General features: G+C 70.5%; 9 protein-coding genes. 6 read left to right on the forward strand and 3 right to left on the reverse strand.

Annotated elements, in window-relative coordinates; all coding sequences use genetic code 11:
- Positions 1 to 3: 3 nt before the first annotated feature.
- Together TA3x_RS03685 and TA3x_RS03690 are read right to left on the reverse strand one after the other, a co-directional pair.
- Positions 4 to 3138 carry a TAT-variant-translocated molybdopterin oxidoreductase gene (locus tag TA3x_RS03685; RefSeq protein ID WP_435018752.1) on the reverse strand — a complete coding sequence of 1045 codons (3135 nt, stop codon included), beginning with the start codon at positions 3136 to 3138 and terminating at the stop codon, positions 4 to 6.
- The gene (locus TA3x_RS03690) at positions 3135 to 3791 is read right to left on the reverse strand and encodes a cytochrome c3 family protein (protein ID WP_435018753.1); all 657 of its coding nucleotides are present in this window, start codon (positions 3789 to 3791) and stop codon (positions 3135 to 3137) included. The genes TA3x_RS03685 and TA3x_RS03690 overlap by 4 nt, the downstream gene beginning before the upstream one ends.
- A 647-nt stretch (positions 3792 to 4438) precedes the next feature.
- Here TA3x_RS03690 and TA3x_RS03695 point away from each other — a divergent pair.
- The 6 genes from TA3x_RS03695 (at position 4439) to TA3x_RS03720 (ending at position 12299) form a co-directional block, all read left to right on the forward strand.
- Entirely contained in the window at positions 4439 to 5827 is a 1389-nt protein-coding gene (locus TA3x_RS03695; protein ID WP_435018754.1) for a multiheme c-type cytochrome, read from the forward strand.
- 125 nt (positions 5828 to 5952) lie between these two features.
- Complete coding sequence (gnd, locus tag TA3x_RS03700; protein ID WP_435018755.1) at positions 5953 to 6936, forward strand: phosphogluconate dehydrogenase (NAD(+)-dependent, decarboxylating); 984 nt, start codon at positions 5953 to 5955, stop codon at positions 6934 to 6936.
- Between the two features lie 77 nt (positions 6937 to 7013).
- Positions 7014 to 8630, forward strand: coding sequence for a glucose-6-phosphate dehydrogenase (gene zwf / locus TA3x_RS03705; protein ID WP_435018756.1), 1617 nt, complete (start codon positions 7014 to 7016; stop codon positions 8628 to 8630).
- A gap of 1 nt (position 8631) precedes the next feature.
- Complete coding sequence (locus TA3x_RS03710; RefSeq protein ID WP_435018757.1) at positions 8632 to 9762, forward strand: glucose-6-phosphate dehydrogenase assembly protein OpcA; 1131 nt, start codon at positions 8632 to 8634, stop codon at positions 9760 to 9762.
- Positions 9763 to 9774: 12 nt separating this feature from the next.
- Positions 9775 to 10770 carry a glucokinase gene (gene glk / locus TA3x_RS03715; RefSeq protein WP_435018758.1) on the forward strand — a complete coding sequence of 332 codons (996 nt, stop codon included), beginning with the start codon at positions 9775 to 9777 and terminating at the stop codon, positions 10768 to 10770.
- A gap of 14 nt (positions 10771 to 10784) precedes the next feature.
- On the forward strand, positions 10785 to 12299 hold the full coding sequence (locus tag TA3x_RS03720) for an arylsulfatase (RefSeq protein WP_435018759.1): 1515 nt from the start codon (positions 10785 to 10787) through the stop codon (positions 12297 to 12299).
- 25 nt (positions 12300 to 12324) lie between these two features.
- Here TA3x_RS03720 and TA3x_RS03725 read toward each other — a convergent pair whose 3' ends face one another.
- Positions 12325 to 13476, reverse strand: coding sequence for a hypothetical protein (locus tag TA3x_RS03725; RefSeq protein WP_435018760.1), 1152 nt, complete (start codon positions 13474 to 13476; stop codon positions 12325 to 12327).
- Positions 13477 to 13645: the final 169 nt, after the last annotated feature.

Genomic DNA, 13645 nt, shown 5'->3' on the forward strand with positions numbered 1-13645 from the left:
GCGTCACGCCTCCAGTTCGGGGTTGGGGTTGCGGATCTTCCCCAAATAGGTGGTCCGCGGCCGCGTGTTCAGCTCGCCGAGCATCGCGTAGTTCCGCTGATCCCGCTTGATCTTGGAGACCTGACTGTCGGGGTTGCTGAGGTCGCCGAAGACGATCGCGTTGGACGGGCAGGCCGCCTGGCACGCCGTCTTCAACTCGTCGTCCTTGATCCGCTCGTGGGGCCCGCGCTCCTTGGCCGCGATCCGCGCACCGCTGATCCGCTGGATGCAGTAGGTGCACTTCTCCATCACGCCCCGCGACCGGACCGTGACGTCGGGGTTGTTGAGCAGCTTGAGGCTCTGGGTCTCCAGGTCGGCATACTGGAGGAAGTTGAAGTGCCGGACCTTGTACGGGCAGTTGTTGCCGCAATACCGGGTGCCGACGCAGCGGTTGTAGATCATCACGTTGAGCCCCTCGGCGTCGTGCACGGTCGCGGCGACCGGGCAGACCAGCTCGCAGGGGGCCTTCTCGCAATGCATGCAGGTCCGGGGCTGGAAGTAGGCCTCGGTGTCGTCGCCGAGCCCGCCGGAGAAGTAGGTATCGACCTCCATCCACTGCATGTTGCGCCCGGTCATGATCTGCTCTTTGCCGATGACCGGGATGTTATTCTCGGCCTGGCAGGCGATCACGCAGGTGCTGCAACCGGTGCACGCGTTGAGGTCGATCGTCATCCCCCAGGCGTACCCCTCGCGATCGTGGGGGTTGTGGGGCTTGTCGGTCGGGGCGTGGTTGAACTCCTCGACCAGCGACCCGGGGCCATGCTCCTTGGTGTGCTTGGCGTGCTCGTCCTCGAACACGTCGGCGTCGGCGATGAAGTCCGCCAGGGTGGCGACCCGGACGTGATCGCGCCCCTCGATGTTGCGCTGCATCTGGGTGGTGGCCAGCGGGTACTCGCCGCCGGCGATCGCCATCGAGGCCCCCATGCCGCCCCAGGGGGCGTCGGCGGTCCGCAACGCGTTGGCGTTGAAGCCGACCTTGGTGCCGACCTTGCCGGCGCGGGTCCGGCCGTAGCCCAGGTGGACCAGGACGGTCCCCTCGGCCTGCCCGGGCACCACGAACACGGGGAGGGTCAGCTCATGGCCCTGGTACTTCAGGGTGACCAGCTTGCCGTTGATCTTGTAGGCCTGGTCGACCCCCTGCGGGCCCCCGCCGAGCTTGAACCCGATCTTCTCGGCCGTGGCCGGGGCGATCAGGGCGGCGTTGTCCCAGACCAGCTTGGTGATCGGCTTGGGCAGCTCCTGGAGCCAGCCGTTGTTGGCATAGCGGCCGTCCCAGATCGTCGGGTCGGGCCGGAACATCAGCTCGAAGTCGCTGCCCCGGGGCGCCGGCTTGGGGCCGAAGTCGCCGACCGGCTTGGCCGTGACCGCCTTCGGGGTGAACCGGGAGTTGGCGATCACCCCGGATTCGACGGCCGTCCGCCAGGCGAGGTCGGTCTCGCCCAGGCCGCCGGCCTTCCGCCAGTAGTCGCGGACCACCGCCAGGGGCGAGCGGTCGAACTGGCCGAGCATGGCCGCGAGGATCTCGTACGAGGTCCGCCCGCCGTAGAGCGGCGCGATCAGGGGCTGGACCACCGACGCCGTCCCGTCGAAGCCCCGGGCGTCGCCCCAGGATTCGAGAAAGTGGGCGGCGGGGACGTGCCAGGACGCGACCGCCGACGTCTCGTCGTCGTGGAGCCCGAGGTGGACGCTGATCGGGACCTTCTGGATCGCCCGGGCGAACCGGGTGAGCCCATCGGGGCCGTTCTTGGCGTCCTCGGCATCCTGCTCGAACCCGACGTCGACCGGGGCCGAGTACGCGGGGTTCCCGCCCAGGATCAGGAGCAGCTCGACCTTGCCGGCCTCGATGTCCTTGGTCAGCTCGCGGAGCGAGGCGACCGGATCGACGGGCTCGGCCTCGACGGTCGGGACGAACTCGATGGTCCCTTCCGGGCCGATGTTGCCGAGCGCCTGGTTGATCGCGTGGCCGAGGGCGTGGGCGTAGGGAGGCAGCGCCTCGCCGACGACGACGAGCCCCTTCTTGGCGTGGGCCTTGAGGTCGCGGGCGACCGCCCCGGCCCACTTGGCCTGGGCCTCGGTCAGCCCGGCCGGGTCGGCCACGCCTTCCACGCCGGCTTCCTTGGCGATCGCCAGGGCCAGGTCGACGATCATGGTGGGCCGGATCGGCAGGCGATGGTCGGCCGACGCCCCGGTGGCGGTGAAGGCCCCCTCGGCGACGTAGAGCCGGTTCATCGCCCCGGCCTTGGGCGTACGCCGGGCGGCGTAAGCGGCCTCGTCGTTGGCCCGCCCCGGGGATCCGCAGGCCAGGAAGTCGGAGTCGAGCGACAGGATCACGTCGGCTCGATCCAGGTGGTAGACCGGGTCCACCGCCTCGCCGAACGCCAGCTTCGCCCCCTCGCGGGAGTTGCCGTGGCCGACCGGCTCATACCGATGCCACCTGGCCTCGGGCTGGGCGGCCAGCACTTCCTGGATCAGCGCGGCGAGGCTCGGCGAATTGACCGATTCGGTCAGGATCCGCAGCCCGGCCCCCTTCTTCGCCCGCTGGACGGCCACCTGGGTGGTCAGCATCGCCAGGAAATTATCCCAGGTGCTGACCTCGCCCTCGTTGAGGATGACCTGGGAGCGATCCGGGTCGTACAGGACCAGCGTCTCCGCCTGGGCGAAGATGTCGGTCTTGCCCCGGCTGGCCGGGTGATCGGGGTTGCCCTCGATCTTGGTGGGCCGGCCCGCGTGGCTCTCGACGAGCAGGCCGGTGGCCAGCCCGCCCAGGGTCATCGCGGTGGCGTAGAACTGCGGGCGCCCGGGGACCACATTCTCGGGGGCCTTGACCCACGGGACGATCTTCTCGGGGACGCGGATCGCGCACCCCGAGACGCCGGCCAGGGCCAGCGAGGCGCCCATCAGCCCCAGGAATTTCCGGCGGCCGACGGGGTCGGTCCATTCCGTCGCGTTCTCGGGGAACTCGCGGTGGAGGTACTGCTGGAACGTTTCCGTCCCGGCCAGCTCCTCCAGGCTCCGCCAGTAGGTCGGCCCGTTCGCCTTGGCGAGACGGGTCCGAATCTCCACGAGGTCGACGTCGGGGTTCTCGCGAGGCATTCTCATCGGTGACAAATCGAGCAGTTGTCCAGCCGCCCGACCTCGATGTTATAGTCTTTGACCAATTTTTTGCCTTCTTCGACCCGGTCCCCCTTGGAAGCCCAGTCCATGACGAACACGGCTTCTTTCGGGCGGACGTGCTGCTCCGGATGGCGGTGGCAATCCAGGCACCATTCCATCGTGAGCGGCTGTTCTTTCCAGGCCAGGGGCATCTTGTCGACGCGCCCGTGGCATTCGGAGCAGCCCACGCCCTTCTGGACGTGGATGCCGTGGTTGAAGTAGACGAAGTCGGGGACCTGGTGGACCCGATTCCATTCGATCGGCTTGTCGTCCCGGAGGCTGGCCCGGACGGGCTCCAGCATCGGGGCGTTCTTCCAGATCTGCGAGTGGCAGCTCATGCAGGTATAAGTCGGCGGCATGCCGGCCGAAGCCGAGACCTCCACCGACGTGTGGCAATACCGGCAGTCGATGCCCAACCCGCGTGCGTGGTGTTCGTGGCTGAACGGGACCGGCTGATCGCGGACGACGCGCACCAGCGTCTCGTAGGGCGATTGATTGATGAAATACGCCAGGCCGGGCACCGCCAGCCCGACCATCGCGGCCACGACGATCGTGAGCCGTGACACCGTATTCATGCTCGGATGGAAGACCTGGGCCATCAGCGTCCCTATCCCTTCCTCCCCGCGATCGCGGGCGGGAACAGTCCCCGCCCCTCGGCACGATCGGGCCTTACCGCAGACTCATTCGTGGGCGTGGTCGGGCCATGCCGCGTCGGCGACCTTCCGGAAGATCAACGGGCGATGGGCTCTCGACGTGATTGGGTGGCCATCGCAAACGCGATGCCCCGACCCGAGGTGGACAGGATCGGGGGGCCCTGGGCGTCGTTCCGCCCCGGCAATACCGACCTCGCCATCGACAGGGGCCGAGCCTAACCCATGAATCGGCCTCCCACAAGTGGGCACACCCTGCAACCGCCCCTTCTTTCGCAACCCGATGCGGGCGAAAGCCCACCGGATAGGACTCTCGACGCATCTCCCTTGAGGGGGATTCCCCTCGCATCCGGAACCGCTTGCGGCGAGGCCGCGCCCGGCCATGACACTCGTCGGGGTATGGTCGTGGAAAATTTCCGACCGGGCCGATCTCCTCGGCCCGCGTCCCTCACGAAATTCTCCGATTCGGGACGGGGATTCTCGACTCCGCGAATCGACCCCTCGGCCCGCCGGAGGCTTGGCCCCTTGCGTCGGCCCGGCCCGTCTGGCACGGTGGGAGGCCGGCTAATCCACGGGGGAGCGACGGGCGAGAATCCATGCCGAGACGATGGCCTTCGCGGGGTCCCGGGCCGCTCTCGGCCCCGATCGCCGCCCTGATCGTGCTGGGGATGGCGGGCGTATCGGCGAGGGCGGCCGAGCCCCGGACACGCCCGGCGACCTCCTCCGACGTCCCCGCCCGGATCGGCGGCGGGTCGTGCGCCGCGAAGGGTTGCCACGGCGGGGTCGGCGCCTCCGACCCGGCCCACGGGGCGGTCGCCTTCCAGGGCGGGGAGTTCACCACCTGGCGGACCTTCGACCCGCACGCCCGGGCCGGCAGCGTCCTGCGGGACGAGCGCTCCCGGGGGATCGCCAAACGGCTCTCGCGACGGCTCGACGGCCGGCCTGCGCACCAGGCCCCGGCCTGCCTGGCCTGCCACGCCCCCGCCGCGTCGCTCGGGCCGATCGGCGGGGCCGATCCCGATCCCGCCGCGGAAAGCCTCCGGGCTGGCGTCGACTGCGAGGCCTGCCACGGCCCGGCCTCGCGGTGGAAGGACGCTCATCTCGCGGCCGACTGGCGGGCGAAGGATGCCGGGTTTAAGGCCGAGGCCGGGATGATCGACCTCGATGCGCCCCTGGCGCGGGTCCGGTCCTGCGTCGGCTGCCACGTCGGCGATCGGTCGCGGGGGATGGACGTCGACCACGACCTGATCGCGGCCGGCCATCCCCGACTCAATTTCGAGTTCGCCTCGTACCTGGCCGCCTACCCCAAGCACTGGCGGGAGCCCGACTCCTTCAACGAGGCCCAGGCCTGGGCGCTGGGGCAGGTCGCGGTCGCCTGGGCGGGGGTTGACCTCCTGCACGATCGGGCCGAGGCCGCCGGCGCCGACGGGCCGGGCCCCTGGCCCGAGTTCTCCGAATACGCCTGCTTCTCGTGCCATCGCGAGCTGCCGAGCACGGTGGGCGGCTCGCCCGGCGGTGCCCATGCCGCCGGCTCCCCCCTGTCCTGGGCGACCTGGCCCCTGGCGATGCTGCCCGCGCTGGACCCGGTCCGGGGGGGCGCGGAGTTCGCCCCGCTCCGCTCTGCGATGGCCCGCGACGAGCCCGACCCCGCCGAGGTGGCCCGGCTGGCCCGCGACCGCTCCGGGTCGCTCGATGCCTGGATCCGGGCGCTGGAAGGGGAGCGATTCGACGCGGCCCGGGTCGACGGGCTGATCAAGGCGCTGGAGGCCGACCCTTTCCCGAACCCGTCCGAAACCTGGGACGCGGCGACGCAGCGCTACCTGGGCCTCTCGGCCCTGGGCCGTTCCCGCCATGCACCCGGGGGCGCGGCCGGGTCGCTCCCGGGGATCGACCCGAAATGGCTGGCGTTCCCCCCCGGATTCGACAGCCCGCGCGTCGTCCGCGATCCCGAATCCTCCGCGGGTTCGAACGCGAAGGCACGCTGATCGCTGGTCGTGTAGCGGATCGGAATCAGAGGGGATGTCGGGATGGTCCCGGCTCCTCGCCTCCCTCGCCGCGATTGGGGTGAGCGGATCGGCCCGGTTGACCGCCGCGAAAGGACAGACGAACCGTGCAACTCGGGATGATCGGCCTCGGCCGGATGGGCGGCAACATGGTGCGCCGGCTCATGAAAGCCGGGCACGACTGCGTGGTTTTCGACCACAATCAGGAATCGGTCAAGGCCCTGGAAGCCGAGGGGGCGGTGGGGGCGACCTCGCTGGAAGACTTCGCCTCGAAGCTGGCACGGCCCCGCGCGGCCTGGGTGATGGTCCCCTCCGGCAACCCGACCGAGGCCACCGTCGAGCAACTGGGCGAGGTCTTCGAGGCCGGCGACATCATCATCGACGGCGGTAATTCCTATTTCAAGGATGACGTCCGGCGCTCGAAGATGCTCGAGCCCAAGGGCATCCACTACGTGGACGTCGGGACCAGCGGGGGCGTCTGGGGCATCGAACGCGGCTACTGCATGATGATCGGCGGGCCCGAGGAGGCGGTGCGGCACCTCGACCCGATCCTCAAGGCGCTCGCCCCCGGCATCGGCGACGTCCCCCGCACCCCGGGGCGCGAGGGCAAGGGCGGGACCGCCGAGGAAGGGTACCGGTACTTCGGCCCCTCCGGCGCGGGGCATTTCGTCAAGATGATCCACAACGGAATCGAGTACGGCCTGATGCAGGCCTACGCCGAGGGCCTGGACATCTTCCGCAACGCCAACTCCAAGGATCTGCCGGAAGAGTACCGCTACGACCTCGACATCGCGGACATCACCGAGGTCTGGCGGCGGGGCAGCGTGGTCGGGTCGTGGCTGCTGGACCTGACCGCGATGGCCCTGATCGAGAACCCCGACCTCTCCAACTACACCGGGTATGTCCAGGATTCGGGCGAGGGACGATGGACGGTCATGGCCGCGGTGGAGGAGGCCGTGCCCGCCGACGTCCTCACGACGTCGCTCTACGCCCGCTTCCGCTCGCGGCAGGATCATACGTTCGCCGACAAGGTCCTGTCCGCGATGCGCAACAAGTTCGGCGGCCACGTCGAGCGCCCGACCGGCGGTTGATCGGGGCGGATCGGACCCGAGACGGCCGGCGCGACCTCGCGCCGGCCCCACCCCCCAACTCGTAGCGGGATCGACCCATGCCCGACGCCAGCCGACCGCCGACCAACCCGCTGACCTCCGGCACGCCCAGCGCCCTCCTGCCCCAGCCGTGCGTGCTGGTGATCTTCGGCGGGGCGGGCGACCTGTCCTGGAGGAAGCTCCTGCCCGCCGTCTACAACCTGAACGTGGACGGGCTCTTGCCGTCGAACTTCGCCGTGGTCGGCTTCGGGCTCGGCTCCCAGGGGGACCCCGACGAGTGGTTCCGGGCCCGGGCCCGCGACGGGATCCAGCACTTCTCGCGGCAGCCCCTGGACGAGGGGCACTGGGCCGACTTCTCCCGGGCCCTGAGCTACGTCGAGGGGAGCTTCAAGGACCTCAAGGCTTATGAGACCCTGAAGGAGAAGCTCCACGCCGTCGACCAGCAGTTCGGCATCCCGGGCAGCCGGATCTTCTACCTGTCGATCCCGCCCCAGATGGTCCCGATCAGCGTCGAGCACCTCAAGTCGGCGGGCATGGTCCAGCCGCCCGAGGAGACGCGGTCGTTCACCCGGGTGATCGTCGAGAAGCCGATCGGCCACGACCTCGACAGCGCCCGGGCCGTGATCGAGGCGGTGGCCCACGCGTTCGCCGAGAACCAGACCTACCGGATCGACCACTATCTCGGCAAGGAGACGGTCCAGAACCTCCTGGTCCTCCGGTTCGCCAACAGCATCTTCGAGCCGCTCTGGAACCAGAAATACATCGACCACGTCCAGATCACCGTGGCCGAGGAGGAGGGCCTCTCCCGCCACGACCCGAGCACCGGCGCCGTGACGGCCAGCCGGATCGGCTATTACGAGGGGGTCGGCGCTCTCCGCGACATGGTCCAGAACCACCTGCTCCAGGTGCTCTGCATGACCGCGATGGAGCCCCCCTGGTCGTTGGAGCCCGACGTGGTCCGCGACGCCAAGTATGGCGTGCTCCGATGCCTCCGCCCGATCAAGCCGGAGGAGGTCGACGGCTCGGTGGTCCGCGCCCAGTACATCCGGGGCGAGGTCGACGGCGAGCAGGTGCCCGACTACGAGCGCGAGGTGGTCGACTACTTCGGCAAGAGGAACGAGCCGATCCCCAACCCGATCACCACCGAGACGTTCGTGGCGATGCGGGTCTTCATCGACAACTGGCGGTGGGCGGGCGTCCCGTTCTACCTCCGCACCGGCAAGAGGCTCCCGAAGCGGTGCAGCGAGATCGCCATCCAGTTCAAGGACGTCCCCAACGTCCTGTTCAACCAGAGCCCGGACGTGCCCCTGGAGCCTACCCTGCTGTCGATCCGGGTCCAGCCCGAGGAGGGGATGTCGCTGCGGCTGGCCTCGAAGCTGCCGGGGCCGAAGGTCCGGATCTACCCGGTGAAGATGGAGTTCAACTACGGCACCAGCTTCGGCGGTTCGAGCCCCGAGGCGTACGAGAGGCTGCTGCTGGACGTGATGGCCGGCGACGCCACCCTGTTCATGCGCCGGGATGCGGTGGAGGCGGCCTGGGAGTTCGTGATGCCGATCCTCGACCACTGGGCGCAGGGCCAAGTCCGGTTCCTCCCGCAGTACCAGTCCGGGACGTGGGGCCCGCGCGAGGCCGACCGCCTGATCGAGGCCGACGGCCGCGAGTGGAGGACGCTCTGAGATGGCCACCGCCTCCCAGGGGGCCGACTTCGGCCCCGACGTCCCGCTCCGCGAGGTCGACGCCGAGCTGGCCCGCCAGGCCGCCGCGATCCGGGGCGACGACCCGGCCCCGCTGCGCCACGCCCGGATGTCCAACCTGATCGTCTATTGCGGGGACCCCGGCGAGGCCGACCGGGTCTGCGGGCTGATCCCCGAGATCGTGGACCGGCACCCGGCCCGGGTCCTCCTGCTGATCGCCGACGCGGAGGGCGGGGCCGGCGAAGTGACGGCCTCGGTGCGGGTGCGCCGGGTCGGCGAGGGGGGCCGCAACGTGTCGGAGCAGATCACGCTCCGGGCCGGGGGCCGGGGCGCGGACCGGCTGCCGTTCGCGGTCCGGGGGCTGGTGATCGGCGACCTGCCGACCAACCTCTGGTGGGCCAGCGCCGAGCCCCCGCCCCTGGCCGGGCCGATCCTCCGCGACCTCGCCGAGTCGGCCCAGCAGGTGATCTACGACAGCCTGGGCTGGCGCGACCCGCACCACGGCGTGGCCGCCACCTCCCCCTGGCTCGACAGGACGGAACGCGACCCGGGCGCCGGCCGGTGGCGGGTCGCCTCGGACATCAACTGGCGGCGGCTCAAGACGTGGCGGCGCGTCCTGGCGCAGGGACTGGACCCGGCGGTCGCCCCCGGCCTGCTCGACGAGGCCTCGGAGATCCTGATCGAGCACGGCCCCCACGCCGTGACCCAGGCGTGGCACCTGGCCAGCTGGCTCGCCTCCCGGCTCCGCTGGTCCTACCGGGCCAACAAGCTGAAACCGGGCGTCGAGATCGCCTTCCAGTTCCTCGCGCCCCACGGGCCGGTCCGCCTGCGGATCGACCGGCTGCCCGAGGGCCCCCCCGCCATCCGCCGGGTCCGCGTGGCCCGGGGTTTCGAAGGCCAGGACGGCGGGGTCGAATTCACCGCCGACCCCGACGGCCGGCTGGCGATCACCCCCCTGAACGGCGAGTGCTGCGCCGACCGGACCGTCATGGGCCGCGACCAGGAGATCGCCGAGCTGATCGGCCGCCAGCTCTCCGACCGCGAGCCCGACCCGATCTTCCGCCAGAGCATGAGGGTGGCCCACGTCCTGGCGCAGCACGTCCCCTTCCATTAAAGGATTGCTTGCATGATTCTGGCCGGCGACATCGGCGGGACCAAGACGACCCTGGCGCTCTTCGAGATCGTCGGACCCAAGCTCCGCGCGACCGAGCACGTGGCGACCTTCCCGAGCGGGGAGCACGCCACCTTCGGCGAGATCCTCTCGGCGTTCCTCGCCGAGATCCCCGCCGGCACGACCATCGACGCCTGCTGCCTGGGCGTCGCCGGGGCCGTCCTGGACGGCCGGGTCGAGACGACCAACCTGCCCTGGGAGATCGACGAGCCGTCGCTGGCGGAGGCGGTCGGCGCCCCCCGCGCCACGCTGCTCAACGACCTGGAGGCGACCGCCTACGGGATGATCCACCTCGACCTCGGCGAACTCCACGTCCTGAACACGGGGACGTCGCGGCGGCGTCGCGGCAACGTCGCGGTGATCGCCGCCGGCACGGGGTTGGGCGAGGCCACCCTGTTCTGGGACGGCCGGCACTTCCAGCCGATCGCCTCGGAAGGGGGGCACTCCGACTTCGCCCCCCGCAACCCTCGCGAGGTCGAACTGCTCCAGTACCTCTGGACGAAGTTCGGCGGGCACGCCAGCTACGAGCGCGTCCTGTCCGGCGCCGGGATCGTCAACCTGTACGAGTTCCTCCGCGTCTCCGGCAACGCCCCGGAGCCGTCGTGGCTGTCCGACCGGTTCGCCGAGGCCGATGATCCCGCGATCGTGATCAGCCAGGCGGGGCTCAAGGGGGAGGATGCCAACTGCGTGGCGGCCCTCGACATGTTCGCCGAGATCTACGGGGCCGAGGCCGGCAACCTGGCGCTCAACTGCCTGGCGGTGGGGGGGGTGTTCGTCGGCGGCGGGATCGCCCCCAAGCTCCTGGATGCGCTCACGAATAACGATGCCTTCATGCGCGGATTCACCGCCAAGGGGCGGTTCAGCGAGTTCATGGAACGGTTCCACGTCAGCGTCAGCCTCAACCCCCGCGCCGCCCTGCTGGGGGCGGCCTATTACGCGATCGAGCCCTGACCGAGGACCCCGCGATGGCCCGCCTCCGAATCCCCGGGATGTTGCTGGCCCTCGCGTCGGCGATGATCGCGGCCCGGCCCGCCCGGGCCCAAACGCCCCCCAACATCGTGTTCGTCGTCGCCGACGACCTCGGATACGGCGACATCGGCTGCTTCGGGCAGGACAAGATCCGCACCCCGAACCTCGACCGCCTCGCCGCCGAGGGGATGAGGCTGACCCGGCACTACGCCGGCAACGCGGTCTGCGCCCCGTCCCGGTGCGTCCTGATGACCGGCCGGCACCCCGGCCATGCCCCGATCCGCAACAACCGCGAAGCCCAGCCCGAAGGGCAATTCCCGCTGCCCGCAGGGACCGAGACCCTGGCCCGCCGCCTTAAAGATCGGGGATACGCCACCGGGGCGTTCGGCAAGTGGGGGCTGGGCGGGCCGGGGTCCTCCGGCGAGCCGATGCGCCAGGGGATCGACCGCTTCTTCGGATACAACTGCCAGCGCATCGCCCACAACTACTACCCGACCTTGCTTTGGGACGACGATCGCCGGCACCCGCTCGACAACCCCCCATTCTCCGCCCACGACCGCCTCAAGCCCGGCGAGGATCCCGCGAAGCCCGAGGCCTACGCCCGGTTCTCCGGCCGGCAGTACGCCCCCGACCTGATCGCCGAGCAGGCCGTCCGGTTCGTCGAGGCCAACAAGGATCGACCCTTCTTCCTGTTCCTGCCGACCACCGTGCCCCACCTGGCGCTCCAGGTCCCGGACGACTCCCTGAGGGAATACGCCGATCAGCGTTGGGACGAGGCCCCCTACCTCGGCGACCGGAACTACCTGCCGCATCCCACGCCCCGCGCCGCCTATGCGGCGATGATCACCCGCATGGATCGCGAGATCGGCCGGATCATGGGCAGGGTCCGCGACCTCGGGCTCGACGACCGGACGATCTGCGTCTTCACCAGCGACAACGGCCCGCTCTACGACCGGCTCGGCGGGACCGACGCCGACTTCTTCCGCTCGGCCGGGGGCCTCAAGGGCCGCAAGGGATCGCTCGACGAGGGGGGCGTGCGCGTCCCGTGCATCGTCCGCTGGACGGGGAAGATCGCCGCCGGCACCACGTCGGATCGCGTGACCGGGTTCGAAGACTGGACGCCGACCCTGATCGAACTGGCCGGCGGCTCGGGCTCGATCCCCGGCCTCGACGGGATCAGCTTCGCCCCCACCCTGATGGGCCAGAAGCAATCGCCCCGCCCGTTCCTGTATCGCGAGTTCCCCGCCTACGGCGGCCAGCAGGCCGTGTGGGCGGGGAAGTACAAGGCGATCCGCCGCAACCTCGCCCCAACCCCGGCCGCCCGCAAGCGGGGCGACGCCCCCCCGCCCTCCGCCGAACTCTACGATCTGGAGGCCGACCCGGCCGAGGCGAAGGACCTGGCGGCCGACCTCCCGGAGACGCTCGCTGAACTCTTGCGGATCGGGCGGAGGGAGCACACGCCCAACCCCGACTTCCCGTTCCCCCGGCTCGACGCCGAATCGAACCCATGAGCCGGGCGACGGCGAGGCGAGGGCGTCATCCCGCGTCGCCGATCGCGAGCGAGACCTCGGGCTTTTCCGGGTCGGCCATCGCCGATCGGATGACGCGGCCCCGCCCGCGTCTTTCGAGGCCGAACGGCCCGGCGCCGAAGGGGTCGGCGACCCGCGAGAAGGCGGGCTCGCCGTCGCGGACCAGGGCGATCCCGGCGCGGAGCATCGCACGCAGGGCGATCCTGCGATCGGCCATGTGCCGGGCGCCGGCGACGGCCTCGACCAGGCTCGCCACGACCGGGTCGGTGGCCCGGCGTGACCGGGCGAACTCGGCCAGGGCCGCCGCATGATCCGGGCGGGGCAGGTCGAGGCATCGGCCGAGTTCGGCGAAGGCAGGGCCGGTCGCCTCGACATGGGCCAGCAGGGCATCGCGATCGTCGCCCACCAGGGCCCTGAGCGCGGCGACCTCGTCCGATTTCAGGTCGATCCGGGCCCAGTCGGCATCGCCGAGTTTCGGGCCCATCGACTTGATCTGGCCGGACAGCACGCCGACCACGAACCGGGATTCGGGCCCGATGACCGCCGAGGCCGGCTCGGGCGGGGCCAGGGCGTCGAACCGGGCCGACAGGTCGTCGAGCGTGGCCCGGCGGAGGTCGGGCAGGAGGCGGCCGAGCGTCAGGAACACGGCGACCTCGCCCGCGCATTCGAACACCCGGGCGATGAGGACCCCGTCGGCACCGATCCGATGGGCGAGGGTCAGGCCGGCGAACAGGTCATCAAGCGCCTCGCGCTCCCGGCCGCCGGCGGCCTGGATTCGGGCGGACAGGCATGCCGCCCGGACCCCATACATCGGCGAGAGGCCGAGGCGATCGCGATTCAGCTTGTCGGCCGAGTCGATCTCGACGCCCCAATCGCAGGGGCCGACGGCGGCCGCCTCCCGCATCGCCTTGAGCATCGGCGCCGCCTTGCGGAGCAAAGGCTCGACGGCGGGATCGGCCAGGTCGACCTTCGGGGCCCCCCGCAGCCGCTCCCGGTCTTCAGGACTCAGATCATCGTCCCAGCCGAACGCCGCCCGGTAGATCGTCGCCGCGTTCGGCCCGACCGCCACGGCCCCGAGCGCCGAGGAGAATCGGCCCAGGCCGAATCGCGAGGCCAGGGACGAGGCGAGGAGGCGTCGGATCAGGTCGCGGCGATGCATCGAAACGTCCCACGATGATGGCGGGTCGCGGCAGATCAAATCCCGATCGTACCTTGCCGGCTCGGTTCTCCGCCAGCACATCCATCTCGTAAGGTGATGACTGTTATTCATGGGGCGGATCCAGGATACTGGAAGACATGAGTCGGCTCCAACCACTTATCCGTTGGCA

The sequence above is a fragment of the Tundrisphaera macrotermitis genome (assembly GCF_051175315.1).
Lineage (GTDB): Bacteria > Planctomycetota > Planctomycetia > Isosphaerales > Isosphaeraceae > Tundrisphaera.